Source organism: Streptomyces sp. NPDC047072 (genome assembly GCF_040643855.1).
Classification (GTDB): Bacteria; Actinomycetota; Actinomycetes; order Streptomycetales; family Streptomycetaceae; genus Streptomyces.
Map to the genome: position 1 here is coordinate 26,530 of NZ_JBEYVC010000065.1, position 26,873 is coordinate 53,402.

29 protein-coding genes are annotated in these 26,873 nt (G+C 71.1%); 18 read left to right on the plus strand and 11 right to left on the minus strand.

Going from position 1 to position 26,873, the window contains the following annotated elements:
- Position 1: 1 nt before the first annotated feature.
- Positions 2–307 carry a hypothetical protein gene (locus tag ABZ896_RS25910; protein ID WP_360933668.1) on the minus strand — a complete coding sequence of 102 codons (306 nt, stop codon included), beginning with the start codon at positions 305–307 and terminating at the stop codon, positions 2–4.
- Between the two features lie 33 nt (positions 308–340).
- On the minus strand, positions 341–721 hold the full coding sequence (locus ABZ896_RS25915) for a helix-turn-helix domain-containing protein (protein ID WP_360933670.1): 381 nt from the start codon (positions 719–721) through the stop codon (positions 341–343).
- A 92-nt stretch (positions 722–813) separates the two neighbouring features.
- On the opposite strand from ABZ896_RS25915, the gene ABZ896_RS25920 reads away from it, so the two are divergent.
- Positions 814–1,743 carry an NADP-dependent oxidoreductase gene (locus ABZ896_RS25920; protein ID WP_360933673.1) on the plus strand — a complete coding sequence of 310 codons (930 nt, stop codon included), beginning with the start codon at positions 814–816 and terminating at the stop codon, positions 1,741–1,743.
- A 42-nt stretch (positions 1,744–1,785) separates the two neighbouring features.
- Here the strand turns inward: ABZ896_RS25920 and ABZ896_RS25925 are convergent, their stop codons facing one another.
- The gene (locus tag ABZ896_RS25925) at positions 1,786–2,931 is read right to left on the minus strand and encodes an acyl-CoA dehydrogenase family protein (RefSeq protein ID WP_360933675.1); all 1,146 of its coding nucleotides are present in this window, start codon (positions 2,929–2,931) and stop codon (positions 1,786–1,788) included.
- Positions 2,932–3,131: 200 nt separating this feature from the next.
- Between ABZ896_RS25925 and ABZ896_RS25930 the strand changes: the two genes are divergently transcribed.
- The 5 genes from ABZ896_RS25930 (at position 3,132) to ABZ896_RS25950 (ending at position 8,760) form a co-directional block, all read left to right on the plus strand.
- Complete coding sequence (locus ABZ896_RS25930) at positions 3,132–4,625, plus strand: FCD domain-containing protein (protein ID WP_360933678.1); 1,494 nt, start codon at positions 3,132–3,134, stop codon at positions 4,623–4,625.
- A 72-nt stretch (positions 4,626–4,697) separates the two neighbouring features.
- Entirely contained in the window at positions 4,698–5,846 is a 1,149-nt protein-coding gene (locus ABZ896_RS25935; RefSeq protein WP_360933681.1) for an acyl-CoA dehydrogenase family protein, read from the plus strand.
- A gap of 9 nt (positions 5,847–5,855) precedes the next feature.
- Positions 5,856–6,623 carry an SDR family NAD(P)-dependent oxidoreductase gene (locus ABZ896_RS25940; protein ID WP_360933684.1) on the plus strand — a complete coding sequence of 256 codons (768 nt, stop codon included), beginning with the start codon at positions 5,856–5,858 and terminating at the stop codon, positions 6,621–6,623.
- A complete protein-coding gene (locus tag ABZ896_RS25945) occupies positions 6,620–7,786 on the plus strand; it encodes an acyl-CoA dehydrogenase family protein (RefSeq protein ID WP_360933687.1) in 1,167 nt (388 codons plus the stop codon). The genes ABZ896_RS25940 and ABZ896_RS25945 overlap by 4 nt, the downstream gene beginning before the upstream one ends.
- A complete protein-coding gene (locus ABZ896_RS25950) occupies positions 7,783–8,760 on the plus strand; it encodes an NADPH:quinone oxidoreductase family protein (RefSeq protein WP_360933690.1) in 978 nt (325 codons plus the stop codon). The genes ABZ896_RS25945 and ABZ896_RS25950 overlap by 4 nt, the downstream gene beginning before the upstream one ends.
- On the opposite strand, the gene ABZ896_RS25955 is transcribed toward ABZ896_RS25950, so the two are convergent.
- Positions 8,746–9,609, minus strand: coding sequence for a mycofactocin-coupled SDR family oxidoreductase (locus ABZ896_RS25955; protein WP_360933692.1), 864 nt, complete (start codon positions 9,607–9,609; stop codon positions 8,746–8,748). The two genes, ABZ896_RS25950 and ABZ896_RS25955, sit on opposite strands and share 15 nt — an antisense overlap.
- A 185-nt stretch (positions 9,610–9,794) precedes the next feature.
- Here ABZ896_RS25955 and ABZ896_RS25960 point away from each other — a divergent pair, with 185 nt between their 5' ends.
- The 4 genes from ABZ896_RS25960 to ABZ896_RS25975 are packed head-to-tail and all read left to right on the plus strand — an operon-like array spanning position 9,795 to position 12,190.
- The gene (locus ABZ896_RS25960; protein ID WP_360933695.1) at positions 9,795–10,940 is read left to right on the plus strand and encodes an amidohydrolase family protein; all 1,146 of its coding nucleotides are present in this window, start codon (positions 9,795–9,797) and stop codon (positions 10,938–10,940) included.
- Positions 10,937–11,155 (plus strand): hypothetical protein, encoded by a 219-nt coding sequence (locus ABZ896_RS25965; RefSeq protein WP_360933698.1) that lies wholly within the window; start codon positions 10,937–10,939, stop codon positions 11,153–11,155. Before ABZ896_RS25960 ends, ABZ896_RS25965 begins: the two co-directional genes overlap by 4 nt.
- A 7-nt stretch (positions 11,156–11,162) precedes the next feature.
- A complete protein-coding gene (locus tag ABZ896_RS25970; protein ID WP_360933701.1) occupies positions 11,163–11,975 on the plus strand; it encodes a mycofactocin-coupled SDR family oxidoreductase in 813 nt (270 codons plus the stop codon).
- Positions 11,976–12,001: 26 nt separating this feature from the next.
- A complete protein-coding gene (locus ABZ896_RS25975) occupies positions 12,002–12,190 on the plus strand; it encodes a ferredoxin (protein ID WP_360933704.1) in 189 nt (62 codons plus the stop codon).
- Positions 12,191–12,194: 4 nt separating this feature from the next.
- Here ABZ896_RS25975 and ABZ896_RS25980 read toward each other — a convergent pair whose 3' ends face one another.
- Positions 12,195–13,070, minus strand: coding sequence for a VOC family protein (locus tag ABZ896_RS25980; RefSeq protein ID WP_360933707.1), 876 nt, complete (start codon positions 13,068–13,070; stop codon positions 12,195–12,197).
- Between the two features lie 184 nt (positions 13,071–13,254).
- Here ABZ896_RS25980 and ABZ896_RS25985 point away from each other — a divergent pair, with 184 nt between their 5' ends.
- Complete coding sequence (locus ABZ896_RS25985) at positions 13,255–14,115, plus strand: alpha/beta fold hydrolase (RefSeq protein ID WP_360933710.1); 861 nt, start codon at positions 13,255–13,257, stop codon at positions 14,113–14,115.
- A 36-nt stretch (positions 14,116–14,151) separates the two neighbouring features.
- Complete coding sequence (locus ABZ896_RS25990; protein ID WP_360933714.1) at positions 14,152–14,754, plus strand: TetR family transcriptional regulator; 603 nt, start codon at positions 14,152–14,154, stop codon at positions 14,752–14,754.
- A 48-nt stretch (positions 14,755–14,802) separates the two neighbouring features.
- Here ABZ896_RS25990 and dmpG read toward each other — a convergent pair whose 3' ends face one another.
- The 3 genes from dmpG to ABZ896_RS26005 are packed head-to-tail and all read right to left on the minus strand — an operon-like array spanning position 14,803 to position 17,602.
- Positions 14,803–15,813 carry a 4-hydroxy-2-oxovalerate aldolase gene (gene dmpG, locus ABZ896_RS25995; protein ID WP_360933717.1) on the minus strand — a complete coding sequence of 337 codons (1,011 nt, stop codon included), beginning with the start codon at positions 15,811–15,813 and terminating at the stop codon, positions 14,803–14,805.
- Positions 15,810–16,763 (minus strand): acetaldehyde dehydrogenase (acetylating), encoded by a 954-nt coding sequence (locus ABZ896_RS26000; protein ID WP_360933720.1) that lies wholly within the window; start codon positions 16,761–16,763, stop codon positions 15,810–15,812. The genes dmpG and ABZ896_RS26000 overlap by 4 nt, the downstream gene beginning before the upstream one ends.
- Positions 16,760–17,602, minus strand: coding sequence for a fumarylacetoacetate hydrolase family protein (locus ABZ896_RS26005; protein ID WP_360933723.1), 843 nt, complete (start codon positions 17,600–17,602; stop codon positions 16,760–16,762). Before ABZ896_RS26005 ends, ABZ896_RS26000 begins: the two co-directional genes overlap by 4 nt.
- Positions 17,603–17,741: 139 nt before the next feature.
- On the opposite strand from ABZ896_RS26005, the gene ABZ896_RS26010 reads away from it, so the two are divergent.
- On the plus strand, positions 17,742–19,364 hold the full coding sequence (locus tag ABZ896_RS26010; protein ID WP_360933726.1) for an FAD-binding protein: 1,623 nt from the start codon (positions 17,742–17,744) through the stop codon (positions 19,362–19,364).
- Positions 19,365–19,526: 162 nt separating this feature from the next.
- On the plus strand, positions 19,527–20,327 hold the full coding sequence (locus ABZ896_RS26015) for an IclR family transcriptional regulator (RefSeq protein WP_360933751.1): 801 nt from the start codon (positions 19,527–19,529) through the stop codon (positions 20,325–20,327).
- A gap of 17 nt (positions 20,328–20,344) precedes the next feature.
- Here the strand turns inward: ABZ896_RS26015 and ABZ896_RS26020 are convergent, their stop codons facing one another.
- Entirely contained in the window at positions 20,345–20,539 is a 195-nt protein-coding gene (locus ABZ896_RS26020) for a hypothetical protein (protein WP_360933729.1), read from the minus strand.
- A gap of 163 nt (positions 20,540–20,702) precedes the next feature.
- Between ABZ896_RS26020 and ABZ896_RS26025 the strand changes: the two genes are divergently transcribed.
- Complete coding sequence (locus tag ABZ896_RS26025; RefSeq protein WP_360933732.1) at positions 20,703–21,269, plus strand: DinB family protein; 567 nt, start codon at positions 20,703–20,705, stop codon at positions 21,267–21,269.
- On the opposite strand, the gene ABZ896_RS26030 is transcribed toward ABZ896_RS26025, so the two are convergent.
- Both ABZ896_RS26030 and ABZ896_RS26035 read right to left on the minus strand, forming a co-directional pair.
- Positions 21,238–21,996: a 3-oxoacyl-ACP reductase family protein gene (locus ABZ896_RS26030; protein WP_360933735.1), complete on the minus strand. Its 759-nt coding sequence runs from the start codon at positions 21,994–21,996 to the stop codon at positions 21,238–21,240. The two genes, ABZ896_RS26025 and ABZ896_RS26030, sit on opposite strands and share 32 nt — an antisense overlap.
- Positions 21,993–23,540 carry a long-chain fatty acid--CoA ligase gene (locus tag ABZ896_RS26035; protein WP_360933738.1) on the minus strand — a complete coding sequence of 516 codons (1,548 nt, stop codon included), beginning with the start codon at positions 23,538–23,540 and terminating at the stop codon, positions 21,993–21,995. The genes ABZ896_RS26030 and ABZ896_RS26035 overlap by 4 nt, the downstream gene beginning before the upstream one ends.
- Positions 23,541–23,712: 172 nt before the next feature.
- Between ABZ896_RS26035 and ABZ896_RS26040 the strand changes: the two genes are divergently transcribed.
- The 3 genes from ABZ896_RS26040 (at position 23,713) to ABZ896_RS26050 (ending at position 26,779) form a co-directional block, all read left to right on the plus strand.
- Positions 23,713–24,501, plus strand: a complete 789-nt coding sequence (locus ABZ896_RS26040) for an enoyl-CoA hydratase-related protein (protein ID WP_360933741.1) — start codon at positions 23,713–23,715, stop codon at positions 24,499–24,501.
- 63 nt (positions 24,502–24,564) lie between these two features.
- Positions 24,565–25,623 (plus strand): alcohol dehydrogenase catalytic domain-containing protein, encoded by a 1,059-nt coding sequence (locus ABZ896_RS26045; protein ID WP_360933744.1) that lies wholly within the window; start codon positions 24,565–24,567, stop codon positions 25,621–25,623.
- A 1-nt stretch (position 25,624) separates the two neighbouring features.
- Positions 25,625–26,779, plus strand: coding sequence for an acyl-CoA dehydrogenase family protein (locus ABZ896_RS26050; RefSeq protein WP_360933746.1), 1,155 nt, complete (start codon positions 25,625–25,627; stop codon positions 26,777–26,779).
- Positions 26,780–26,873 lie beyond the last annotated feature (94 nt).

The following is a 26,873-nucleotide window of genomic DNA, read 5'->3' on the forward strand; positions in this document are numbered from 1 at the left end:
CTCAGCGGGCCTCACGTCCGCTCCTCACCGCGATACAACACTCCTCGCAGAGCACGAGGCCGTGGATGCCGCCCTCGTCGAGTTCATCCGACCACTCGCTTCTGAGCTCGGCGAGGTCGACGAATGATTCCGGATCCCAGCCGACCATGGCGGCGACATAACCGTCGAACTGCGCGAGCAGTTCGTAGAGTTGGTGACCCAGTTCGGTATGTTCCGCTGCGGTGAGCTCGAATCTGGGGAGGCTGCCGTCGGCAGGGGGCGGTGGAGCGGGATGCGGTGGGCGCCCGCGCGAAGCACCCTCGGCCACGGTTCTTCTCCTGCTCGGTGCCCAGAGGGGTGCTCAGCCGCCGGAGGCGACCGGCTCGGCGTCGGTGTCGAGTGCGTCGAGCACTGCCTCGCCGTTCGCCCTCGCCCACTCCGTCAGTACGTGGATCGGATCGATCAACGTCGCCCCGAGCGGGGTGAGTTCGTACTCGACGCGGGGCGGTGCCTCGGCGTAGGCGTGGCGGTGGACGAGGCCGTGGGACTCCAGGCGGCGGAGTGTCTGCGTGAGCACCTTGCGGGAGATGCCGCCGATCAGCTCGACCAGCTCGCCATGGCGCACCGGGCCCCTGCTGAGGCCGTAGAGCACGACCACCGTCCACTTGTCGGCGATGAGCTCGACCGCCAGACGCGCAGGACAGTCGGCGAGGAAGGGATCGCCGGGACCGAAACGGCTCATGGCGTCAACGGTACCCGTGCCGCGGTTACCTGGTGGTTCCTGTCGGAAACCTAGCCTGGGTGATCTCCCCACCACCCCGAGCCAGGAGAGTCATGCGCGTCATCACCCAGCAGTCGCTCGGCGGTCCCGAGGTGCTCACCCTCGTGGACGCGCCCGAGCCCCAGTCCCTGCCCACCGAAGTCCTCGTCCGCGTCAAGGCGATCGGGCTCAACCCGTTGGAAGCACGCCTGCGCGCGGGCGAGTTCCCCCTGATCGGCCGGCCACCGTTCGTCCTCGGCTGGGACATCAGCGGCGTCGTCGAGGAGGCGTCGGGTACCTGGCGGTTCCGGCCCGGTGACGAGGTGTTCGGGATGCCCCTGTTCCCGCGGGCGGCGAACGGGTACGCCGAACTCGTGGCGGCGCCCGCGGTCCACCTGGTCCGCAAGCCCGCCTCGCTCTCGCACATCGAGGCGGCCGCCTTGCCGATCGTCGGACTCACGGCCTGGCAGGGCCTCGTCGACCTCGCCGGCGTGACCGAGGGCGACCGCGTCCTGATCCACGGCGGTGGCGGCGGGGTCGGCCACGTCGCGATCCAGATCGCGAAAGCGCTCGGCGCGTACGTGATCACGACCGCCGGCGAGAACAAGCGGAAGTTCGTCGAGGAGTTCGGCGCCGACGAGGTGATCGACTACACGGCCGTCGACTTCACCGAGGCGGTCCGCGACATCGACGTCGTGCTCGACACGATCGGCGGCGATACCGTGGCGCGCTCGCTCCAAGTGCTGCGGCCCGGCGGTCACTTGGTCACGGCGGTCGCCGAGGAGGACGCGGAACTCATCGCCGCGTACGAGGCGGCCGGCATGCGCTTCAGTGGCATCGCGGTCGACCCCGACCAGGTCGCCCTGCGTGGTCTCGTCGATCTCGCAGATCAGGGCAGGCTCCGCGTCCATGTGCAGGAGACGTTCCCGTTCGAACGGGTCGCCGACGCACACCGGTTGCTCGACGCCGGTCACCTCCAGGGCAAGCTCGTCCTGACCCTCTGAACTCTCTGAACCCTCCGACCCCGTAGAGCCGCACCCGCACACTCACCCGCGCGGCATCCCCAAGCCGCGCTCGGCAACCTGCGTCCGCAGGATCTCGTTGGCCCCGCCCGCGATCGTGTAGGCCCGCGCGTACAGATGCGCGTCCTGCCACCACCCCTCCGCCACCGCGGAGGGGTCTCCCCCCACCAACAGCCCGTCCGTCCCCTGCGTCCGCAGTCCGAACTCCACCAGATCATGGTTGAGTTCACTGAAGAAGATCTTCCCCAGCAGCGCGTCGGCCGCCCCCTCGGTCCCCGCCAGCATCCGCGACTGCGCGAGCCCGATCATCGCCGCGTTCACCTGCACCCGGGTCGCCAACTCACCCAGCTCCTCGGATGATCGGCCCCCGGAAAGCCGTAGCAGATCATCGAGTACGGCGATCAGCTCGACGCCCCGCGCCGCCACCCCCGACCGCTCGTGCCCGAGGCTGCTCATCGCCACCCGCCAGCCGCCCCCGACCTCCCCGATCACGTTCCCGACCGGCACCCGCACGCCGTCGAGGAACACCTCGTTGAAGTCGGTCGTCCCGGTGATCTCCCGCAGTGGCCGCACCTCCACCCCGGGACTGCGCATGTCCAGGGCGAACGCGGTGATCCCCTTGTGCCGCGGCGCGTCCGGATCGGTGCGGGCGAGCAGGTAACCCATGTCCGCGTGCTGCCCGTTGGTCGTCCACACCTTCTGTCCGTCGACGACGAAGACGTCACCCTCGCGCCGGGCCCGCGTCCGCAGCGACGCGAGGTCGCTCCCCGCCTCCGGCTCGCTGAACAACTGGCACCACACGTCCGCGCACGACCGGATGCGGGGGAGGAAGAAGTCCCGCTGCGCGTCCGTGCCGTACTCGATCAGCGCGGACGAGGCCAACGACGCCGCGCCGACCGGCGGCCACGTACGCGCGCGGGCGATCTCCTCCGCGACGACGGACGGTTCGAGCGGGTGCGCGTCGGGGCGGCCGCCGTACCGCGCCGGCCAGTCGATACCGAGGAACCCGGCCTCGTACAGCTTCGCCGTCCACTCCCGGATCGCCGGCATCAGCTCCGGTTCCGGCGCCCGCACACCCGCGTGCCGCTTGCGGCCCGGAGCGTGCTCGGCGACGAAGGCCCGTACCTTGTGCCGGAACGCGTCGAGTTCCGGAGTGGACTCCAGCCGCATCGCTGCCCGCCCCTCAGATCGTCGGAGATCATCTGCCACTATGAGGTCACTGTAAAGGTGAGATCCGTGAACGATCCAGAGGTCTTCCCGTGTGAAGAGCGCCCGGGACGAGAAATGAGTGCACTCTCAAGTCCCCACCGACCGACCCCTGGGCAATTAGACTGAGCACCCCGCAGTCCCCCGTCCCAAGGAGTTGGCCCATGGCGACCGCCGCCGACCTCGACCCGGCCGGTACCCCGGTCGGCACCCTGGCCGCGCAGATCGCCCAGCGCATCGAGGCGGACGTGATCCGCCGGGGCTGGCCGGTGGGCGCCTCCCTGGGCTCGGAGGTGGACCTGCGTGAGCACTTCGGGGTGAGCCGGGCGGTGCTGCGGGAGGCCGTACGGCTGGTCGAGCACCACCAGGTCGCCAAGATGCGCCGGGGCCCGAACGGCGGTCTGTTCGTGGCCGCTCCCGACGCGGGCCCGGCGACCCGCGCCATGGTGATCTACCTGGAGTACGTCGGCACCAGCGTCGCCGACCTGCTGCATGCCCGCCTGCTCCTGGAGCCGATCGCCGCGGGCCTGGCCGCCGACCGCATCACCGAGGACGGCATCGACACCCTGCGTGCCACCCTCGTCGAGGAGATCGCCCACCAGGACGCGCCTGGGGTCCACTCGCAGGACCCGCTGCACCCGGTGCTCGGGCAGCTCTCCGGAAATCCCGTGCTGCACCTGTTCATCGACGTGCTCACCCGGCTGACCGCCCGCTACGCGAACACCTCCCGCCGGATCTCCAAGGCCGAGATGCGCACCGCGAAGGACGTCTCGCACGAGGCGCACCGCGCGGTCGTCGACGCCGTGATCGCCGGGGACGGCGCCCGCGCGCAGACCGCGCTCGCCGCGCACCTGGAGTCGGTGGCCGCCTGGATCGAGAAGCACCGGGTGCGGCGCGGCCCGCGGATCGCGGGCAACGTCGTCGAGCCCGAACTGGCCGAGGGCCCGCGGGCCAAGCTCGCCGAGGTGGTCGCCGCCCGCATCCACGACGACATCGCGGCGCGCGGCTGGCAGGTGGGCATGGTGCTCGGCTCGGAGGCCGACCTGCTCGCCCGCTACGGCATCAGCCGGGCCGTGCTGCGCGAGGCCGTCCGGCTCCTGGAGTACCACTCGGTGGCGCGGATGCGGCGCGGACCCGGCGGCGGCCTGGTCGTCGCCGCACCCGAACCGCAGGCCAGCGTCGACACCATGGCGCTGTTCCTCGAGTACCAGAAGGTCACCGCCGATGATCTGCGGATCGTCCGCAACGCCGTCGAGCTGGGCGCCGTCGCCCGCGTGACCGCCCGATACGGCGAGAGCGCCGACACGGACACCGGCGACAGGGACAACGACCGTGCCGAGATCGCCGACCGCCTCGCCAAAGCCGTCCGCCGCCCCACCGAAGGCCCCGCCGAGGACCCCCGCAAGGCCGACCTCTTCCACACCGAACTCGCCGACCTGGCCCACAACCCCGTCCTGTCCCTCTTCCTCGCCATCATCACCGAGCTGTTCCGCCGCCACGCCGCCGGCCACGACCAGCCCCTGCCCGGCGACACCGCCGCCGAAGAGGTCCAGCACGTCCACCAGCGCATCCTCGACGCGGTCCTGGAAGGCGACGCCGGACTGGCCCGCCACCGTATGCGGCGGCATTTGGATGCACTCATTCCATGGTGGCACTGATCACTCTGGCGACTCGGTGTGCCCTGAGGAGTAATTACGTATACTCAATAGGGTCGAGTCGAAGGAGATCCGATGCACCGGACCCTGTTCGAAGAGACCCACGAGGACTTCCGCCTCCTGGTCCGTGACTTCCTCGCCCGCGAAGTGGTCCCGGTGTACGAGGAATGGCGCAGGGACGGACTCGTCCCCCGGGACCTGTTCACCTCGCTGGGCAAGCTGGGCATCATCGGCACCGCGATCCCCGAGGAGTACGGCGGAGGCGGCCAGGACGACTACCGCTTCAACGTCGTCATCCAGGAGGAGTGCGCCCGCGCGGTCGTGACCCTGGGCGGACTGCGCACCCATCTGGACGTCGTCGTCCCGTACTTCACCGGCCTGGCGAACACCGAGCAGCGGGCCCGCTGGCTGCCGGGCATCGCCTCGGGCGAGCTGTACACCGCGATCGCGATGAGCGAGCCGGGCACCGGCTCCGACCTGGCCGGCATCACCACCCGCGCGGTCCGCGACGGCCACCACTTCGTCCTCGACGGCGCCAAGACCTTCATCACCGGCGGCCACCACGCCGACCTCGTGATCGTCGTGGCCCGCACCGCGACCGACCCCGGCAACCGGCGGGCCGGACTCTCCCTGCTCGTCGTGGAGAAGGGGACACCCGGTTTCACGGTGGGCCGGAAGCTGGAGAAGATCGGCCTCGCGACCCAGGACACGGTGGAGCTGTCCTTCGATGGCGTCCGCGTCCCCGCGGCCAACCTGCTCGGCGAAGAAGGCGCCGCCTTCTCCCACTTGAGCCGCAACCTCGCACAGGAACGCCTCGCGATCGCGGTCGGCGCGGTCGCCCAGACGAGGGCGGCGATCGACCTGACCGTGGCCTACGTCCGCGACCGGGAGCTGTTCGGCAAGCATCTGTCCGACTTCCAGAACACCAAGTTCGAACTCGCCGCCATGTCCGCCGAGTTGGAAGCGGCCCAGTGCCTGCTCGACACGGCGGTCTCCGCACACGTCAAAAGGGACCTCACCCCCGTCGACGCGGCCCGCACCAAACTGTTCTGCACCGAGACGCAGGGCCGCGTGGTCGACCGCTGCCTCCAACTCCACGGCGGCTACGGCTACATCCTCGAATCCCCGATCGCCCGGCTCTACGGCGACGCCCGCGTGACCCGCATCTACGGCGGCACCAGCGAGGTCATGAAGACCATCATCAGCAAGTCCCTCGGACTGTGAGGAGAGTTCATGCACATCGACGGTTCTTCGGCGCTGGTCACCGGCGGCGCCTCCGGCCTCGGCCTGGCCACCGCCCGCCGGATCATCGACCGCGGCGGACGCGTCGTCCTCGCCGACATCTCCGAGGAACAGGGCGTCAAGGCGGTCGCCGACCTCGGTGAGGCCGCTCGGTTCGTCCGGGCCGACGTCACCGACGAGAGCGCGGTCGCCGAAGCCCTCGACGCGGCCGAACAACAGGGCCCGTTGCGCTTCGTCGTGCACTGCGCGGGCCGCGGCGGCGACCGCACCCGCATCATCGACCGCGAGCGCGCCCCCGGCGACCTCGCCACCTTCGCGGAGGTCGTCCGCGTCAACCTCGTCGGCACCTACAACGTGCTGCGCCTGGCGGCGGCCCGGCTCTCCGGCAACGAAGTCGTCGACGGCGACCGCGGCGCGATCGTCCTCACCGCGTCCGTCGCCGCCTTCGACGGCCAGATAGGCCAGACCTCCTACACCGCCGCCAAGGCCGGTGTGCACGGCATGACCCTGGTCGCCGCCCGCGACCTGGCCAGCTGGCAGATCCGCGTGAACACCATCGCCCCCGGCATCATGGACACCCCCATGCTGGGCCGGCTGCGCGAGGACATCCGCGACGGTCTCGCCGCCTCCGTCCCGCACCCCAAACGCCTGGGCGAACCGGACGACTTCGGCCGCCTGGCCGTCGAGATGCTGGAGAACCCCTACCTCAACGGCCAGACCGTCCGCCTCGACGGCGCCATCCGCATGGCGCCCCGATGACCGACGACGAGTTCCGGGCCGACCTGCGCGCCTTCCTGACGGACCATCATCCGGGGCGCCGGCCCAAGGACCGCGCCGAGCACCTGAGTTGGCAGAGGAAGTGGCTGGCCACCCTGTACGACGCCGGATACGCGGGACCCGGCTGGCCCCGCGCGTACGGCGGCATGGACCTGCCCTTCGCCCGCCAGGTGATCTACCAGGAGGAGTACGCGCGGGCCAGGGTCCCGGGCCCGCTCGGCACCGGTCTCGGCATCGCCGCGCCGACGCTCATCAAGTACGGGACGACGGAACAGAAGGAGCGTTTCCTGCGGCCCATGCTGCGCGGTGACATGGTCTGGGCCCAGGGCTACTCCGAACCGGAGGCGGGCTCGGACCTCCCCGCGCTGCGCACCACGGCCCGCCGCGAGGGCGACGTCTACGTGGTCAACGGCCAGAAGGTGTGGAACAGTTCGGCCGACATCGCCGATATCGTCTTCACGCTCGTCCGCACCGGCCCGCCCGGATCCCGCCAGGACGGGATCAGCTACCTCCTGATCGACGCGCACGCCCCGGGCGTCACCGTACGGCCCCTGCGCGACCTCACCGGCGACGCCGTCTTCTGCGAGATCTTCTTCGACGACGTGCGCGTGCCGGTCGCCGACCGGGTCGGCGAGGAGAACGGCGGCTGGCCGCTGGTCCGCACGAGCCTCGGCCACGAACGCGCGGCCGGCGCGATGAACCAGGCCGCGCTGTACCGCCGGGTGCTGGACGAGCTGATCGAGCTGGCCCGCGAACGCGGCCTGACCGCCGACCCGTTGGTGCGCGACAGGCTCGCGGACTTCGAGATCCGGGTGCAGATCATGCGGCTCACCGGGATGCGCACCATCGCCGACATCCTGGCCAAGGGCGAGCCGGGACCGGCCTCCTCGACCGCGCGGCTGTTCATCGTGACGTTCGAGCAGGACCTGCACGAGTTCGCCGTCGACCTGCTCGGACCGTACGGCATCCTCGGCCGCCGTGACCCCCACGCGGTCCAACGGGGGCGCTGGGTCTGGGGGTTCCTGCGCACCCGGGCCTCGACCATCGGCGCCGGCACGGCCGAGATCCAGCGCAACACCATCGCCGAGCAGGTGCTGGGCCTGCCCCGGGACCCGGCGATGCCGACGACGGGGAGGACCTCGTGAGAGCCGCACGCTGTACGACGTACGGACCGCCCGGCGACCTCACGGTCGCGCACCTCGACGATCCGGAGCCCGGCCCCGGCGAGGTCCTGGTCCGTGTCCACGCGGCCGCCGTCAACTTCCCGGACGTACTGATCGTCGCGAACCGCTACCAGGTCCCGGCGCCCCTGCCTTTCACCCCCGGCAGCGAGTTCGCCGGTACGGTCGCCGCGCTCGGCCCCGGTGTCACCGGACCGCCCGTCGGCACGCCCGTCGCCGGCGCGGTGCTCACCGGTGCCTTCGCCGAACAGGTCGTCGTCCCCGCGGCGAGCCTGCGCGGGATCCCCGAGGGTCTCGACATGGTGCACGCCGCCGCGTTCCACGTGACGTACGCGACCGCCTACCACTCCCTGGTGACCGTCGCCGGAGGCACGGAGGGGGAGTGGGCCGTCGTCCTCGGGGCCGCCGGGGGTGTCGGGACCGCGGCCGTGGACATCGGCACCCGGCTCGGCCTGCGCGTGATCGCCGCCGCGTCGAGCGAGGAACGGCTCACCGTCGCCCGCAAGCTCGGCGCGGCGGGCGGGGTCGACTACGTCCGCGAGGACCTCAAGGCGCGGATCCGTGAACTCAGCGGCGAGGGCGCGCACTTGGCGATCGACCCGGTCGGCGGCCGGTACGCCGAGGCCGCCCTGCGCGGACTGCGCCGGGGCGGCCGGTTCGTCACGGTGGGATACGCCGACGGGGAGATCCCGCGGATCCCGCTCAACCTCGTGCTCCTCAAGGACCTCGTCGTCCGGGGCTTCGAGATCCGCACCGTGCGCCAGTACGCCCCGGACGCGGTGGCCGAGGCCGACCGCACCCTCGCCCGGCTGGTCCGCGAGGGGATGCGCCCGCTGGTCTCCCGCGTGCACCCCCTCGACGACGTGGCCGCCGCCCTGACCGACGTGGCCGAGCGACGGACCACCGGGAAGGTCGTACTCGACCTAGAACGTGGGTAGTTGAGGACGCCGCTTCACATACCCGGCGGCGTCCACCCGCATCTGCATGCCCGTGACGTACCGCGACTCGTCCGAGACGAGGAACAGCACCGTCTCGGCGACGTCCTCCGGCTCGACGTAAGGAATCCCGAACCCGGTCGTCGCCGGGAACGACGGCAGCGCGTCCTCGCGCGTCGGATTCTCCAGGTCGGGCCGGAACGACCGGTACATGAGGTCGGAGTTGAGCATCCCGGTGTTGACGTTCGTCGGATGCACGGCGTTGACCCGGATCCGACGCGTGGCGAGTACGGTCGCCAAGTCGTGCACGAACGAAGCGACTTGGCGCTTGGCGAACGAATAGCCCAGCCCGCCGGGCCCGTTGGCCGGGTTGTCCACGGTCGCCGGGATCAGCCCCGCGATCGAACCGGTCGCCACGATCGAGGCACCGTCGGGCAGATGGGGCAGCGCAGCCTCCACCGCGTGCACGACCCCGTGGAAGTCGACCGTGATGGCGTCGATGAACGCCTCCGCACCCCGGTCGGGCCCGAGCGGTGCGATGCCCGCCTGCGCGACCACGGCGTCCAGCCGGCCCAGCTCCGCGATCCCGTCCGCCACCGCGGACTTGAGGGCCGCGGAGTCCCGTACGTCCGCCGTGCGGGCCACGATCCGGCGCCCCAGCTTCTCCACCAGACGCACGGTCTCGTCGAGGTCGTCCCGGGTGGCCAGCGGATAGCCGTTGGTGTCGATGTCCTCGCAGAGGTCCACGGCGATGATGTCGGCGCCCTCCGCGGCGAGCCGCAGCGCGTGCGCGCGCCCCTGCCCCCGCGCGGCTCCCGTGATGAAGACGACCTTGCCGTCCACTCGGCCCATCGTGAGGACTCCTTCCGTCGGCGCGGTGCCCGTCGGCGCGGTGTTCGCCAGGCGCCGTAAAAAGTAGCCTGAATACCCGCCCCGTCCGCCCTTGATCCCGCTCACCGGGACCTGATCAGGGCACGCAATGCGGTACCGGTCCTAGAGTCCGACTGCCAGAGCCGAGCGGACGAGGGAGCGCCACGATGCCGTTGCAGCCGTGGATGAAACTGCTGTCGACCGACGACCATCTCATCGAGCCGCCCAGGTTGTGGTCGGACCGTCTGCCGGCCCGGTACCGGGAGGCGGGACCACGGATCGTCGAGCAGGCGCGCGGGGACGGCGAGGCGCCCGCCGAGGTGTGGCGGTACGAGGACCGCATCTACCCGTACATCGGCCTCAACGCCGTGGCGGGCAAGAAGCCCGAGGAGTTCGGCCTCGAACCGACCCGCTACGACGAGATGATCCCGGGCTGCTACGACCCCAAGGCGCGCATCCGGGACATGGACCTGGACGGCGTGTGGGGCGCCCTGTGCTTCCCGTCGTTCCCCGGGTTCGCCGGCACCGTCTTCCTGGACGGCGTGGACCGCGAACTGGCGCTGCTGTGCGTGCGGGCATGGAACGACTTCGTCCTGGACGAGTGGTGCGCCACCGCGCCGGGACGGCTCATCCCGCTGGTGATCATGCCGCTGTGGGACGTGGACGCCTGCGTCGCCGAGGTCCACCGCACCGCCGCCAAGGGTGCGAAGGCGGTCTCCTTCCCGGAGAACCCGGCCCCGCGCGGCCTGCCCTCCTTCCACACCGACCACTGGGACCCGTTCTTCTCCGCCCTGGAGGAGACCGACCTGCCCCTGTGCCTGCACTTCGGCACCTCGGGCAAGCCGCCGAAGACCGCCGAGGAGGCCCCCTTCGCGGTGACGATCGCCCTCTTCGGCTGCAACGCCATGTTCGCCACCGCCGACCTCCTCTTCTCCTCGGTGCTCCACAAGCACCCCAAGCTGAAGATCGGCCTCTCCGAGGGCGGCATCGGCTGGATCCCCTATCTGCTGGAGCGCAGCGACGGCACCTGGGAGCGGCACCGCTTCTACCAGAACGTCAACCAGAGCGTGCGCCCCTCGGAGCTGTTCCACCGGCACTTCCACGGCTGCTTCATCGACGACCGCTTCGGCGTGGAGGTCCGCCACCACGTGGGCATCGACAGGATCACCTGGGAGTGCGACTACCCGCACTCCGACTCCTACTGGCCCAAGAGCCGCGCCTACGCCGCCGAAGTGCTCGCGGACGTGCCGGACGACGAGGTCCACAAGATCGTGGAGCTCAACACTCGCCGCCTGTACAACCTCCCCGCATGACCCGGCGGCCCGAGTCCGAGCGGTCCGACTGGACCGAACAGGACCTGCTCACCCGCGAGGAGGCCCACGGCCGGCTCGTCGCGGAGATCGCCGAGACCGACGTACGACTGGCTCGGCTCGCGGAGTCCGAGGCGGCCGAGCGCGACCTGCTCACCGCACGGCTGCGCGCGCTCAAAGAGGCCGCCGACGACCTGATCGACCAACCGACGAACTGAGGTGCTCATGGGGCGTGTTCAGGGCCAGGTCGCCCTCATCACGGGAGCGGCGCGGGGACAGGGCCGCTCCCATGCCGTACGGCTGGCGGAGGAGGGCGCGGACGTCGTCGTCACCGACGTGTGCCACGACATCAGCGACGCGCTGCCGTACTCGCTCGCGACCAAGGAACAGCTCGAAGAGACCGCCGAGTTGGTGCGGGCGACCGGGCGGCGGTGTCTCGCGGTCCGGGCCGACGTCCGCTCGATCACCGAGCTGCGGGCCGCCGTCGACGCCGCACATGAGGAGTTCGGGCGGATCGACACGGTCGTCGCCAACGCCGGCGTGATGAGCATCGGGGCCGCCTGGGAGCTGTCCGAGGAGGCCTGGGACGTCACCGTGGACGTCAACCTCAAGGGCGCCTGGAACACCGTACGGGCCGCCGTCCCCGGGATGATCGAGGCGGGGGAGGGCGGCTCGATCGTGATCACCAGCTCCGCCGCCGGGATCCGCGGCCATGTGCCGTACGCCCACTACGTGGCCAGCAAGCACGGCGTGGTCGGGCTGATGAAGGCCCTCTCCAACGAACTCGCCCCGCACCGCATCCGGGTGAACACCGTCCACCCCACCGGGGTCAGCGACACCGGCATCACCGTCGGCGTGCCGATCGAGGAACTCGCCGCGCGGGAACCGCTGTTCGGGCTCGCCGCGATGAACCCCCTCGCCACGCACGTCGAACCGCGGGACGTCTCCAACGCCGTGCTGTTCCTCGCCTCGGACGAGTCCCGGTACGTCACGGGGCTCCAGTTCACCGTGGACGCGGGCTCGACGAACAAGCCCTGAAACCTTCGGATATGACGGAGCGTCACATGAAGATCACCCTCGACACGTCCATGTGCTCCGGGCACGCCCGCTGCGCCGCGACCGCGCCCCAGCTCTTCCGGCTCGACGACGACGGATACGCCGTACCCCTCGACCAGGAGGTGCCGGAAGAGCTGTGGGACGCGGCCCGCGACGGTGAACGGGCGTGCCCGGAGCGGGCGATCACCGTGGAGTGAGCGCTCAGGCGCCGGGCGGCATCGGCGGGGGAGTGAAGTGGTGGCCCCAGAACGCGCCGTCGGTGATCTCGTACACCGGCACCGGCTCGGGCACCTTCAGTCCGTTCCAGCCGAACTCGACGGCGTAGTTCTCCGGCGACCACACGTAGAAGGACACCATGTGGTCGTTGGTGTGCTTGCCGAGCGAGTGCATCATCGGGACCTCCAGCCTGCCCGCCCGGTCGAGCGCGAGCCCCACGTCGTCCAGCGTGGCGCCCTCGACCATGAAGTGCAGGAGCCGCCCGGGACCCGGCATCGGCGTGACGCCCAGGGTGTGGTGGCGGGGGTTGCAGCCCATGAACCAGGTCGTGCCGCCCGGCGAACGCATCGTGTTGCGCTCGATGAACCCGAGGACGTTCACATAGAAGTCGAACGTCCCGCGCGCGTCCTCGGCCGAGACGATCGCGTGCCCGAAGCCCATGTCACCGGTGACGAACTTCGACACCAGCGGGGTGCTGACCGGCACATGGTCCAGGATCGGGCCGTAGAACAGCTCGACCGGGTTGCCGCCGGGGTCGTTGAAGCGGACGAACCCGCCCACCCGGCGCTCCTGCGCCTCGGCCTCGGTGCCGGCGGTCACCTTGACGCCCGCCTTCTCCACCGCCGCGACCAGGCCCGCGAGTTCGCGCTCGTCCAGGACCTCGAAGCCGAGCGCCGTCATCCTGTCCTGCGCGCCCGGCGCGACCACGATCCGGGCCGGGTAGCTGTCCATCCGGTAGTGCAACGCGTCGGGCGTCGGGCCCTCCACGGGCATCAGCCCTAGGAACTCCCCGCCGAAGCGCTTCCATTTCTCCAGGTCGGTGGATTCCAGCCGCAGGTATCCGAGCGAGCGAACGCCCATCCGTCTCTCCTTCACAGTGGTCAGATGACCGGCGCGGATCCCCCGTGCCCGGCGCCTGCTGGCGACGGTAATGAGCCGGTCACGGCCACCGCCCGGACCCGTCCCACTGATCGGGAGCCGGACCCCGGGGGCGGCCCGGCGCACGGAAACCTGGACCCCACCTGTCGACCGGAGGGGCACACCCATGACACTCACCCACGACGACACCCTGCGCGAGCTGAAGACCGACGAGGGCACCCTGCGCTACCACGAGGCGGGCGACGGACCGCCGTTGCTGATGCTGCACGGATCGGGGCCGGGCGTGACCGGGTGGCGCAACTACGGCGACAACCTGCCCGTGTTCGCCGAGCACTTCCGCTGCCTCGCCCTGGAGTTCCCCGGCTTCGGCGTCAGCGACCCCACCGACGAGAACCCCATGGCGGCCGCCCCCAAGGCGGTCCTGCGCTTCCTGGAGGGCCTCGGCCTCGACCGGGTCGACGTCATCGGCAACTCGATGGGCGGCTTCGTCGCGGCGGGCCTGGCCGTCGGCAACCCGACCCTGTTCCGCCGGATCGTCACCGTCGGCGGCGTCGGCCGCAACATCCTCTCGCCCGCCCCCAGCGAGGGCCTCAACCTCCTCGTGGAGTTCGCCGAGGACCCCACCCGCGACAATCTCGTCCAGTGGCTGCGCTCGATGGTCCACGACCCGAAGCTGCTCACCGAGGAACTGATCGAGCAGCGCTGGGCGAGCGCCACCGAACCCGCCACCCTGGAGGCCTCCCGGCGGATCTACGGCCGTCGGGCGATGGCCGCGATGACCGCCGCCCAGGCCGCCTCGGACCAGCCGATCTGGGCCCTTCTCCACAAGATCGCCGCGCCCACGCTGCTAACGTGGGGACGGGACGACCGGGTCACACCCCTGGAGAACGCGCTGCTGGCGATGCGCACCATCCCGAAGGCGGAGCTGCACGTGCTTCCGGACTGCGGGCACTGGGCGATGATCGAGCAGAAGGCGGCCTGGGAGAGCGCGGTCCTGGCGTTCCTGACCCGCCCGGAGGCCTCCTGAGCGCCTGTGGGAGCCGCCGACGACCTGGGGGACGGTGTGCCGAAGACCGCTGAGCCGCGACAGCCGGCCGCTCCGGTGTCGCGCCGACAGCTCGCCCGCCGGGTGGCCATCCTCCGCGCCGCCAGCGAACTCGCCGCCCGCGAGGGCCTGGCGGGCGTGCAGATGCTGGACGTGGCCAAGGAGGCGGGCGTCGCGATCGCCACGCTCTACCGCTACTTCCCGTCCAAGACCCACCTGTTCACCGCGGTCCTCGAATGGCACATCGAGATGTTCCTGGAGGGCCACCAGGACGTCGACGGCGGCGACCGGGTCGAGGAGGTCGCCGAGACGCTCATCGCCCTCACGGTGAAGCTCCTGGACAGCCCGCTGCTCGCCTCGGCGGTGGCGATGTCCTCCTTCACCGAGTACGCGGGCACCGCCCCGACCCGCTACGACATCGCCGCCAGCTACCTCGGGCGCACCCTGCTGCGCCTGCTCGGCGTCCGCGAGCCGCAGGAGGAGGACCGCAGCACCGTGCGGCTGCTCATCTACTGCTGGTGGGGCCTGTTCGTCGCCGCGCAGACCGAGGAGATCTCCGTCCACCGGGTCGAGGCGGACCTACGGCTGGCGGTCCGGCTGATCCTCGCGCCCTACATCTGAGAAGGGCCTCCCGGAACACCGGGAGGCCCTTTCACGTCGTACGACCCGCTAGGCCGCCGCGGCCAGGAGGTCCAGCGCGATGTCCACGATCATGTCCTCCTGCCCGCCGACCAGTCCGCGTCGGCCGACCTCAAGGAGGATGGTCCGCGCGTCGAGGCCGTACTGCCGGGCCGCCGTCTCCGCGTGCCGCAGGAAGCTCGAATAGGCGCCCGCGTAGCCGAGGGTGAGGGTCTCCCGGTCCACCCGCACCGGCCGGTCCTGGAGCGGGCGGACCAGGTCGTCGGCGGCGTCCTGGAGCGCGAACACGTCGCACCCGTGCTCCCAGCCGTTCAGGGTCGCGACCGCGATGAACGGCTCGATCGGGCAGTTGCCCGCCCCGGCGCCCTGTCCGGCCAGCGAGGCGTCCACCCGGGTCACGCCCTCCTCCACGGCGATCACCGAGTTCGCCACCGACAGGGAGAGGTTCTCGTGCGCGTGGATGCCGATCTGCGTCGCCGGGTCGAGGACGTCCCGGTAGGCGCGGATGCGGTCCCGGACGCCGTCCATGGTGAGCCGGCCGCCCGAGTCGGTGACGTACACGCAATGGGCGCCGTACGACTCCATCAGCTTCGCCTGCTCGGCCAGCTGCGCCGGTTCGGCCATGTGGGCCATCATCAGGAAGCCCGAGACGTCCATGCCGATCTCGCGGGCGGTGGCGATGTGCTGGGCCGCCACGTCCGCCTCGGTGCAGTGCGTGGCGATCCGGATCGAGCGGATCCCGAGCGTGTACGCCTGCTTGAGCTCGGCGATGGTGCCGATGCCCGGCAGCAGCAGGGACGTCAGCACGGCCCGGTCGACGGCGGACGCGGCCGCCTCGATCCACTCCCAGTCGGTGTTGCTGCCCGGCCCGTAGTTGAGGCTGCCGCCGGTCAGCCCGTCGCCGTGCGCCACCTCGATGGCGTCCACGCCGGCCTGGTCGAGGGCCGCCGAGATCTTGGAGACGAACTCCGGCGTGATCCGGTGCCGGATGGCGTGCATGCCGTCCCGCAGGGTCACGTCCTGTACGTACAGCTTCGTCATCGGGAGGTCACCTCGTTCGGGAGCCGCTCGGCCACGCGCTCGGCGACCCGGAGGGCGGCCGAGGTCATGATGTCGAGATTGCCGGCGTAGGCGGGCAGGTAGTGGGCGGCGCCCTCCACCTCCAGGAACACCGAGACCTTGGTGGTCACCGGGGGAGCGCCGGCGTCCAGCAGGGTGTGCACCGGCTCGTCGGGGGCGAGAGGGGTGAACTGCACCTTCTGCTTGAGCCGGTAGCCCGGCACGTACTCGGCCACCGCCGCGACCATCTCCTCGACGGAGGCCCGCACCGCGTCCTGGTCCGCGTCGCCGATCAGACAGAACACCGTGTCCCGCATGATCAGCGGCGGTTCGGCCGGGTTGAGCACGATGATCGCCTTGCCGCGCGACGCGCCGCCGACCTTCTCGATCGCCCCGGACGTGGTCTCGGTGAACTCGTCGATGTTGGCCCGGGTGCCGGGACCCGCCGACTTCGAGGCGATGGAGGCGACGATCTCGGCGTACGGCACGGGCGTCACCCGGCTGACCGCGTGCACGATCGGGATGGTGGCCTGGCCGCCGCAGGTGACCAGGTTGAGGTTGTCGACGGCGTTGCTCAGGTGCTCGTCGAGGTTCACCGGCGGCACGACGTACGGCCCGATGGCGGCGGGCGTGAGGTCCACCAGCCGCTTGCCGTACGGCGCGAGCCGCTTGGCGTTCTCGACGTGCGCCTTGGCGGAGGTGGCGTCGAAGACGATCCGGATGTCGTCGAAGTCCGGCATCCGGATCAGACCGTCCACGCCCTCGTGCGTGACCGGCACCTTCAGGCGGGCCGCGCGGGCCAGGCCGTCGGAGTCCGGGTCGATGCCCACCATCGCGGCCATCTCCAGGGTGTCGGAGAGCCGCAGGATCTTGATCATCAGGTCGGTCCCGATGTTGCCGGAACCGATCACGGCCACTTTCGTCTTCGTCATTCCTGGTCCTCGGATTCCTTGAGCGCGGAGAAGCGCGCGGCGACCGTCCCCAGCCCCGAGATCTCCGCCCGTACGGCCGTCCCCGGCGGCGTCGGCACCAGCGGCCCCAGCGCGCCGGAGAGCACGACCTGCCCGGCGCGCAGCGGATCGCCGTACTCCCGCGCGGTCCGCGCCAGCCACAGCAGCGCCTCCAGCGGATCGCCCAGACAGGCCGAGCCGTCGCCCTCGGAGGCGAGCACGCCGTCGGCGTACAGCCGCATCGTCACGTCCTTCGGCTCGAAGTCCCTCAGGGAGACCCGCTGTTCACCGAGTACGAACATGCCGCTGGAGGCGTTGTCGGCGACCGTGTCGGTGATCGCGATGTCCCAGTCGGCCACCCGGCTGTCCACGATCTCCAGCGCGGCCACGGCATGGCCGACCGCCGCCCGCACCCTCGGCAGGTCGAGGCCGTCGCCGTCGAGATCGTCCGCGAGCACGAACGCGATCTCCGCCTCGGCGCGGGGCTGGAGCAGCCGCTCGCTGGGCACGGCCGGCAGTCCGGTGGCGTCCATGTCGTCGAGGAGCACGCCGAAGTCCGGCCGGTCGACGCCCACTTGGCGCTGCACGGCCGCCGAGGTCAGTCCGATCTTGCGGCCCACGACCCGCGCCCCGAGGGCGATGCGGTCGTCGATCAGCCGTCGCTGGACGGCGTAGGCGAGGCCGATGTCGGTGGCGCCGAGCAGGTCCCGCACGGGAGAACAGGGCCGCCGGTCGCGCAGGGCCCGGGAGAGTCTGCCGGCCGCGCCGGCCACCGCGCTCCCACGGTCCGCGACGGCCGCCGGTTTCGAAACGTCTGTCATCCGCATCCTCACCTCGTGATGGGACCAGCGTGGGCGTCCCACCTGGATCACAGCCATGTGCCGTTCCGGTGAGCGGGACTTGGCCGGAAGGTGCCGTACGCCCTGCTGGGACCGTCGGGGGACCACGAGGAGGTCAATGATGACCAGCAATGAGGACACCTATGACGTCATCGTCGTCGGATCGGGCGGGGGCCTGGTCGGGGCCTATGTGGCGGCCTCGCGCGGGCTGCGCACACTCGTCGTCGAGAAGACCGGCGCGGTCGGCGGGACCGTCGCCTACTCCGGGGCCGGACTGTGGTTCCCGGGGTCCGCGCCGCTGCGCCGGGCGGGCCTGGACGACGACGTCGAGCGGGCCCGCACCTATCTGCGGGACGTGGTCGCCGACGAGGGCCGGGAACGGCTCCAGGACGCCTATCTGCGGGCCGGGGCGCAGCTGATCGACGAGCTGGAACAGAACGCCTGGTTCCAGTCCTTCGTCCACGCGCCCGTCCCGGACTACTTCTCCTCGCGTCCCGGCGCGACGCCCACGGGCCGGACCGTCTTCCCGCCGCCGCTCGAAGTCTCCGCGCTGGGGGAGCGGTTCGACCTCGTCCGCCGCTCCCTGCCCGCCGAGCGCTGGGGCTTCGACGAGGGCCCTGTGGTCAGCGGTGGCCGCGCCCTGATCGGCCGGGCGCTCGCCGCGTTCCTGGAGACGGGCAACGGCATGCTGCGGCTCAACACCGCCCTTGAGGGCCTGGTCGTCGAGGACGGCAGGGTGGTCGGCGTGGACGTCGTCAGCGACGGCGAGCCCGTGCGGCTGCGCGCGGAACGCGGGGTGCTGCTCGCGGCCGGCGGCTTCGAACGCGACCGTGAACTGCGTGAGGAACACCAGCAGTTGACCGGCGAGTGGTCCAACGGCGCCCCCGCCAACACCGGTGACGCGCTGCGGGCCGGTATCGCGGTCGGCGCGGACACCGACCTGCTCGACGAGGCGTGGTTCGTGCCCGGACTGGTCAGGCCGGACGGACTGCCCGTCTTCCACTCCGGCACCCGCGGCGGGATCTGGGTCAACGGCGAGGGCGAACGCTTCGTCAACGAGACGGCCCCGTACGACCAGGTGGGTCATGAGATCGTCCGCCGGCACGCGAGTACGGGCGTCCGGCACATCCCCTGCCACTGGGTCTTCGACCAGCGCCAGCTCGACCGGGACGGCATCGGCTTCCCGCCCGCCGAGCCGCCGGTCGAGGAGTGGCTGGCGTCGGGGGCGCTGAAGAAGGCCGACACCCTGGAAGAACTGGCCCGGTTGATCGACGTGCCCTTCGAGGCCCTTGACCGCACGGTCAAGGAGTTCAACGGCTACGCGCCCACCGGCGTGGACGAGCGGTTCCACCGCGGGGAGAAGCCCTGGGACCAGATGTTCCAGCACATCGTCGGCTTCCCGGCCGACCCCCGCCAGAACTTCCCCGGCGAGCCCGTCGCCGGCTTCCCCAACCAGCTGCTCGTGCCGATCGACACCCCGCCGTACTACGCGGCGACCATCGTGCCGTCCGACATCGGCACCAAGGGGGGCCTGCGGATCGACGAGCACGCGCGCGTGCTGCGCCCCGACGGGCGGCCGATCGCCGGACTGTATGCGACCGGCAACACCGCGGCCGCCATGTCCGGGAGGGTCTACCCCGGTGCGGGCACCCCGATCGGGTCCAGCCTCGCCTTCGGCTATCTCGCCGTCCTCGACATCGTGGGGGGTTCGGCCGAGGACACCGCGGGGGGTTCCACCGACTGATCCGTGCACGCCTCTTGGTCCGCGGGCGGGGCGTTGGTACCTTGGCGTCGGCGCCGAACTGAAATGTATTTCAGTTTTAACAGAGAGGCGACGACGATGACGTCTGCCCTTCGTCTTGACCCGCGGCCCGAGGCCGAATCCCCCGCGCTCCCCCCGTCGATGATGGAGCGTGTGACGTTGATCATGGATCTCTTCGAGCGGCCGCAGACCCGTCTCACGCTCGAGACGGTCTCCCGTCGTACCGGGCTGCCCCGGTCGACGACCCACCGGATCCTCGACCAACTGGTGCGGCTGGACTGGCTCCACCACACCCTGACCGGTTATCTGCTGGGCCCTCGCGCCCTGGGACTCGGCGGCCGCGAGATCGGGCACAGCACGCTGCGTGCCGCCGCCGCGCCCCAACTGCTCGAACTGGCAGTCCGCACCCGGATGGTGGTGCATCTCGCGGTGCTCGACGGGCCCGAGGTCTACTACCTCGACAAGGTGGGCGGCCGGGCCGCCGTCGACATCCCCTCGCGGGTCGGCGGGCGGGAGGTCGCGCACTGTACGGGGCTCGGCAAGGCGATGCTGGCCTGGCTGAGCCCCGAGGAGATCGACGCGCGGTACGAGCAGGTCATGGAGCGCCGTACCGCGCACAGCATCTGCCGACTCGACGCGCTGCACCGGGAGTTGGGCGCCGTGCGCCGGCGCAACGGGCTCGCCATCGACCGGGGGGAGTGCTTCCCGGACATCGCCTGCGTCGGCCTCGCGGTACGCGGCCCGGACGGGCCCGTCGCCGCCATCTCGGCGGTGGGGGAGGGCGGTTCGGCGGTGGAGCGGATCGCGCCGCTCGTCGTGAACGCCGTACGGTCCGTCTCGGAGGAGCTGTTCGGCGGTGCGCAGGAGTGCGACCGCGAGGTGGCGGAGGCGGTGCGCAGGGCGCCCCGACACGGCCAGGCGATGGTGGTCGGCGGGCTGCGCTGAGCACGCCCATCGGGTGCTCAGGCCTCGGACCGTACGGCCCTGCCGTTGAGCTTCAGGAGATTGACCGCGGCGCCGAGCGAGACGACGGCCATGCCCGCGGAGGTCACGACGCCCTGCGCGCCCTCGACGACGAAGGGCGCGGCCACGGCGACGACCAGGTTGAACAGGAACAGGAACCACAGGACGGGCGGGGCGGAGAGCAGCTTCTTCACGGGGATTCCTCACTCAGAGACCGGGCGGGTGCTTACGGGACCGACTCTTCCGGAAACGCCGGGCCGCAACGAGGGAGCGCACACCCGAACCCAGGGTGTAGTCCGCTACACCCCGGGTCCTGGAGCTGAGAGGGCTCGCCATCCCCGTAGGTAGTCTGCGGAAATGACGAGAAGCGAGCGGCTCGCGGAGCAGTTGGACTGGTACTGGTGCAAGAACCTGCGGCCGCGGCTGGAGGGTCTCACCGACGAGGAGTACTTCTGGGAGCCGGTGCGCGACTGCTGGAGCATCCGGCGACGGGACACGTCGGCGGGCCCGAGGGAGTGGACGATGGACTTCGCGTCCCCCGAACCGGTGCCGGCGCCGGTGACCACGATCGCCTGGCGCCTCGCGCACATCATCGTCTCGTGCCTGGGCTACCGGGTCGGCTGGTACTTCGGCGGCCGGGAGGTCGACTCCGAGACGTTCCCCTACGCGGGGACCGCCGACGAGGCGCTGAAACAGCTCGACGAGATGTACGGCAGATGGAACGCGGGGGTCCGCGAACTCTCGGACGCCGACCTGGAGAAACCGCCCGGGGCGGGCCCCGAGCGGTTTCCCATGGAGAACAGGATCCTGCACGTCAACAGGGAACTGATCCATCACGGCGGCGAGATCTCCCTGCTGCGCGACCTCTACCTCCGGCACACCGGAGATGTCCTCAGCGGGCCGTCCAGCCCCCGTCCACGGTGAGCGTCGTCCCCGTGACGAACCGGGACGCGTCCGACGCCAGGAAGACCGCCGCCCCGCCCAGCTCGTCGGTGTCGCCCACCCGCCCCATCGGCGTGTTCGCCACGATCCGCTCGCCCCAGCGGCTGTCCAGCAGCCCGGAGCTGAGGTCGGTGTGGAAGTAGCCGGGGGCGAGCGTGTTGACCCGCACCCCGCGGTCCGCCCACTCCACGGCCAGCGCCCGGGTGAGCGCCTCGACCCCGCCCTTGCTGGCCGCATAGGCGGCGATCCGCTCGAAGCCGGTACGGGCGTGCACGGAGGAGACGTTGACGATCGAGCCGGAGCGCTGCTCCAGCATCACCCGGCCCGCCTCCCGGCAGCAGTAGAAGGTGCCGTTCAGGTTGACGTCGACCACCTGCCGCCAGTCCCGGTCGGTGACCCTCTCGCTGCGGGTGAAGTGCGGGCTGATCCCGGCGCAGTTGACGACCACGTCCAGCCGGCCCGTCCACTGCGTGATCCGCTCGACCATGTCCCGTACGGCGTCGGAGTCGTCCACCGCCCCGGGCACCACCAGCACCTTGCCGCCGTCCGCGGCGAGTTCGGACTCCAGCCGCTCCAGGTCCGTCGCGGTGCGCGAGGTCACCGCCACGGTCGCGCCGGCCTGCGCCAGCGCGACGGCGATCGCCCGGCCCAGGCCCTTTCCGGCGCCGGTCACCCACGCGGTCCTGCGGTCCAGCCGCAGATCGTTCACTTCCCCTCCTCCGTCTCCTGCGTCGGCACGTCGCGCAGGGTCCGCTTGAGGACCTTCCCCGAGGGCGTACGGGGCAGCTCGTCGACGAAGTCGAAGCGGGCCGGCACCTTGAACTTGGCGAGCCGGGCCCGGCAGAACTCCCGCAGGTCCTCCGCCCCCGCCTCCGCGTCCCGCCGCAACACGACGAACGCGCGCGGCACTTCACCCCACCGCGGATGGGTGAGCCCCACCACCGCCGCCTCCAGCACCGCCGGGTGCTCGTACAGCACCCGCTCGACCTCCGGGGTCGCGATGTTCTCGCCACCGGAGACGATCATGTCCTTCTTGCGGTCGTCGATGTAGAGGAAACCCTCCTCGTCGACGTGCCCGATGTCCCCGGTGTGGAACCAGCCGTCCCGCAGCGCGGCGGCGGTCGCCTTCTCGTCCCGCCAGTAGCCCGCGAAGACCTTCGGCCCGCGCAGCGCGATCTCGCCCAGCTCGCCCGCCGGGACCTCCTTGCCGGCGTCGTCGACGATCCGCACGCGCGTGTGCGGCACGGGCCGCCCGACCGAGCCCAGCTTGGTGAGCGCGTGCGCCCGGTCGAGGAAGGTGTCGCCCGACACCGTCTCGGTGAGCCCGTACGCGTCGGCGAACCAGGCGTTGGGGAACGCCTCCATGATCCGCCGCAGCATCGGCTCGGGCGTCTTCTCCCCGCCGCCCAGGATGAACCGCACCGACGAGGTGTCGTACTTCTCGCGGTCCGGCACCTCCAGCACCGCGTTCACCAGCGCGGGCCCCAGCCACACGTTGGTGACACCGTGCTCCTCGATCGCCCGCAGCGCCCCGGCCGCGTCGAACTTCCGTTGCAGCACCACCCGTCCGCCCGCGTACAGGACGCCGAGCGCGGGCATGTCCAGCCCGCCGACGTGGTAGAGCGGGCCGCACACCAGCGTGGTGTCCGCCGCCGACAGCCCGAAGTGCACGATGTGGGCCAGGTTCTTCGCCTGCACGTTGCCGTGGGTGATGCACACCCCCTTCGGCCGCGCGGTGGTCCCGGAGGTGTACATCAGCCGCTGCAGCTCGGACGCCTCGACCTCGACGGGCTCGACCCGGGCGCCCGGATGCCGGGCGAGCAGCTCCTCGTAGCCGAGCCACGGCTCGGATGCGGTCTCCCCGCCGACCTGGATCCGGTGGCTCAGTCCCGGCAGCCGCTCGGCCATCCGGTCCGCGGCGCGCACGAACTCCGGTTCCGTCACGAGGACCTTTGTCTCGGCATGGCCGAGGATGTACTGCCATTCCTCCTCGGAGAGCCGGTAGTTCAGCGGCAGGAAAACCGCGCCGAGCCGGCCCGCCGCGTACACCAGTTCCAGGAATTCCGGCTGGTTGTAGAGCAGCAGCCCGATCACGTCACCGCGCCGGACCCCCAGCTCGGCCAGTCCGGCGGCCAGCCGGTTCACCCTCTCGTGCAGCTCCCGCACGGTCAGCCGGCGGTCTTCCTGTACGACCGCCACCGCGTCCGGACGCTGGGACAGGTGGTAATCGAGGATGCTCGCGAAATTGTGCACGGCAACTCTCTCGGCTCAGCGGTCAGGAATGTCCCGACCGGTCGGTTGCTCGCTCCCAAGATTTAGTGTACCTCTTGGTCTATAAAACCTGATCGCACTCTACGACGACACGCGGCAGGCGACAACCCGTCCGGCGGACGGCGCTGTGGCCACCGCGGACGAGGAGGGGCTCGTGCCACGTATCCGTGTCGACAAGGACGGACCTGTCGTCACGGTCCGCCTCGACAACCCGCCCATGAACGCCTTCGACGACGTACAGCGGGACGAGTTGTCCGCGTGCGCGCGTGAGCTGGCGGACGCGCGCGGTGTGCGGGCCGTGGTGATCCACGGCGGGGACCGGCTCTTCGCGGCCGGCGCCGACATCAAGGCGCTCGCCGCGATGGACCCCGAGGAGGTGCGCGGCTGGAACCGCGCCCTCCAGCGGACCTTCGACGACATCGCCCGCCTGCCCATGCCGGTGGTCGCGGCGATCACCGGCTACGCCCTGGGCGGCGGCATGGAGCTGGCCCTCGCGGCGGACTACCGCGTGGCGGCCACCGACGCGACCCTCGGCCAGCCCGAGGTCCAACTCGGCATCATGCCGGGCTCGGGCGGCACCCAGCGGTTGGTCCGGCTGGTGGGCCCCGCGCGCGCGAAGAACCTGCTGATGACCGGCCGCCGGGTGAGCGCGGAGGAGTCGCTGAGGCTCGGCCTGGTCGACGAGGTCGTAGCCCCGGAGAAGGTCCTGGAAACGGCCCTGACGTACGCGCACAGGCTCGCGGAGGGACCTCCCGCCGCCCTGGAGGCGATCAAGGAAGCGGTGGACCACGGCGGGGATGCGGCTCTCTCGGCAGGCCTGGCCCTCGAACGCTCTTTGTTCACCGGGGTGTTCGGCACGGCGGACGCAGCACGGGGCATCCGCTCCTTCCTGGAACAGGGACCGGGCAAGGCTCGCTTCCAGGGCACCGATGAGGGGTTTTAGGGGCGCGGGGAACTGCGCGACCAGCCACGACGGCGCCGCACTCGATAGCAAAGGGGTGGAGACATGAAGGCATTGCGCTGGCACGGCGCACAAGATCTACGACTCGAGGAGCTCCCGGACCCACCCCCACCCCGCCCCCACGAGGCGGTCATAGCGGTGAGCTGGTGCGGAGTCTGCGGCACAGACCTGCACGAGTACCTAGAGGGCCCCCACATGATCCGTACGACCCCGCACCCACTCACCGGCGCCAGCCCACCCCTGGCCCTCGGCCACGAACTAAGCGGCACGGTCGTCGCCCTCGGTGCGGACGCCCCCGGCATCACCGTCGGAGACCGCGTCACCGCCGACCCCGTCTGGCGCTGCGGCGCCTGCTACTGGTGCGTCCGGGGCGAGTACCACATCTGCCCGAAGAGCGGCTCGGTCGGACTCGCGTCCCCCGGCGCCTTCGCCGACCGCGTCACCGTCCCGATCGCGGGCCTGACCAAGCTGCCCGACAACGTCACCGACGAGATCGCCGCGGTCGCCGAACCCCTCGCCGTGGGCCTGCACGCCGTGACCCGAGGAGGCGTGCGCCCCGGCGACAACGTCCTCGTAGTCGGCGGCGGCCCCATCGGCTTCGCCGTGGTGATCGCGGCGAAACTGGCCGGCGCCGCGGGCCTCTATATCAGCGAACCCCTGAAGGAACGCCGGGACCGCCTGCTCGACCTGGGCGTCACCGAGGCGTTCGACCCGCGCGAGACCGACGTACGCCGAGAGGTCTTCGTCAAGACCAACCGCATCGGACCGGACGTCGTCATCGACGCGACCGGCGTACCCGCGCTGGCCGCCCAGGCGATCGCCACCGTCCGCCGCGGCGGCAAGATCGTCCTCGCCGGCGTCGGCCACGGAAGCGTCGAGTTCGACATGGGCCAACTCGTCTTCTACGAGCGCTCGGTCGTCGGCACCCTGGGCTACCACCACGACATCCCGCGCGTGATCGACCTCATGAGCACCGGACGCCTGGATGCCTCACCCCTGATCACCGGAAGTTTCCCGCTCTCGGAGGGACCCGCGGTCTTCGCGGACCTGGCCGCCGACCGGGCCCGCCATCTGAAGGTTCTGCTGACCCCGAAGGGACTGTGACATGGATTTCGACCTGCCGGAGGAGACCCGGGACCTCCAGGACATGGTCCGCGAGTTCGCGGCCAAGGAGATCTCCCCGCACGCGGCCGAGTGGTCGGAGAAGGAGCACTTCCCGGCCCACGTCTTCACCAAGCTCGGTGACCTCGGCCTGATGGGCATGCTCGTGCCCGAGGAGTACGGCGGCGCGGGCTCCGACACGGTCTCCTACGTCGCGGTCATGGAGGAACTCGGCGCCGCCGACCAGTCCGTCGCCTCCTCGTGGAACGCCCACTCGACCATCGCGACCCTCCCGCTGCTCGCCTACGGCACCGAGGCGCAGAAGCAGCGCTGGCTCGCCCCTCTGGCGCGCGGTGAGGCGATCGGCGCCTTCGGACTGACCGAGCCGGACGCCGGGTCCGACGCCGCCGGCATCGCCACGACCGCCCGCCGCGCGGACGGCGGGTGGCTGCTGAACGGCACCAAGATGTTCATCACCAACGCCGGCACCGAGATCAGCCAGGGCGTCACCCTGCTCGCCGTCACGGGCCGGGACGCGGACGGCCGTAAGCAGTACGCGACCTTCTACGTCCCGACCGGCACCCCCGGCTACACCTGCGGGCCCAAGCTGAAGAAGCTCGGCTGGCACGCCATGGACACCCGGGAACTGGTCTTCGACGACTGCTGGATCCCCGAGGACCACCTGGTCGGCGAGGAGGGCGGCGGGCTGCGCCAGTTCCTGTCGGTGCTCGACAAGGGCCGCATCAGCGTGGCCGCGCTCGGTTTGTCGCTGGCCAAGGCGGCGCTCGCGCTGGCCCTGAAGCACGCAACGGAACGGCAGCAGTTCGGGCGCCCGCTCTCGGAGTTCCAGGCGGTCGCGCACAAGCTCGCCGACATCGGCACCGAGGTGGAGGCCGCCCGCTGGATGGTCTACCGCGCGGCCTGGCTCGCCGACCGGGGGCGCCCGCACAGCACGGAGGCCGCCATGGCGAAGCTGTACGCCTCGGAGGTCGCCAACCGGGCCGCGTCCGAGGCGGTGCAGATCCACGGCGGCTACGGGTATGTGCGGGAGTCGGAGATCTCCCGCTTCTACGCCGACGCCAAGATCCTGGAGATCGGCGAGGGCACCAACGAGATCCAGCGGAACGTCATCGCGCGGGCCCTGGTCAAGGGCGCATGAAGGGCCCCCGGTGATGACGGGCGTCCCGCCGGGCCGCGGCGCGCCCCCCCGGGCCCGCGCACCCCCCCCCGGGGCGGGACCCAACCCCCGCCCG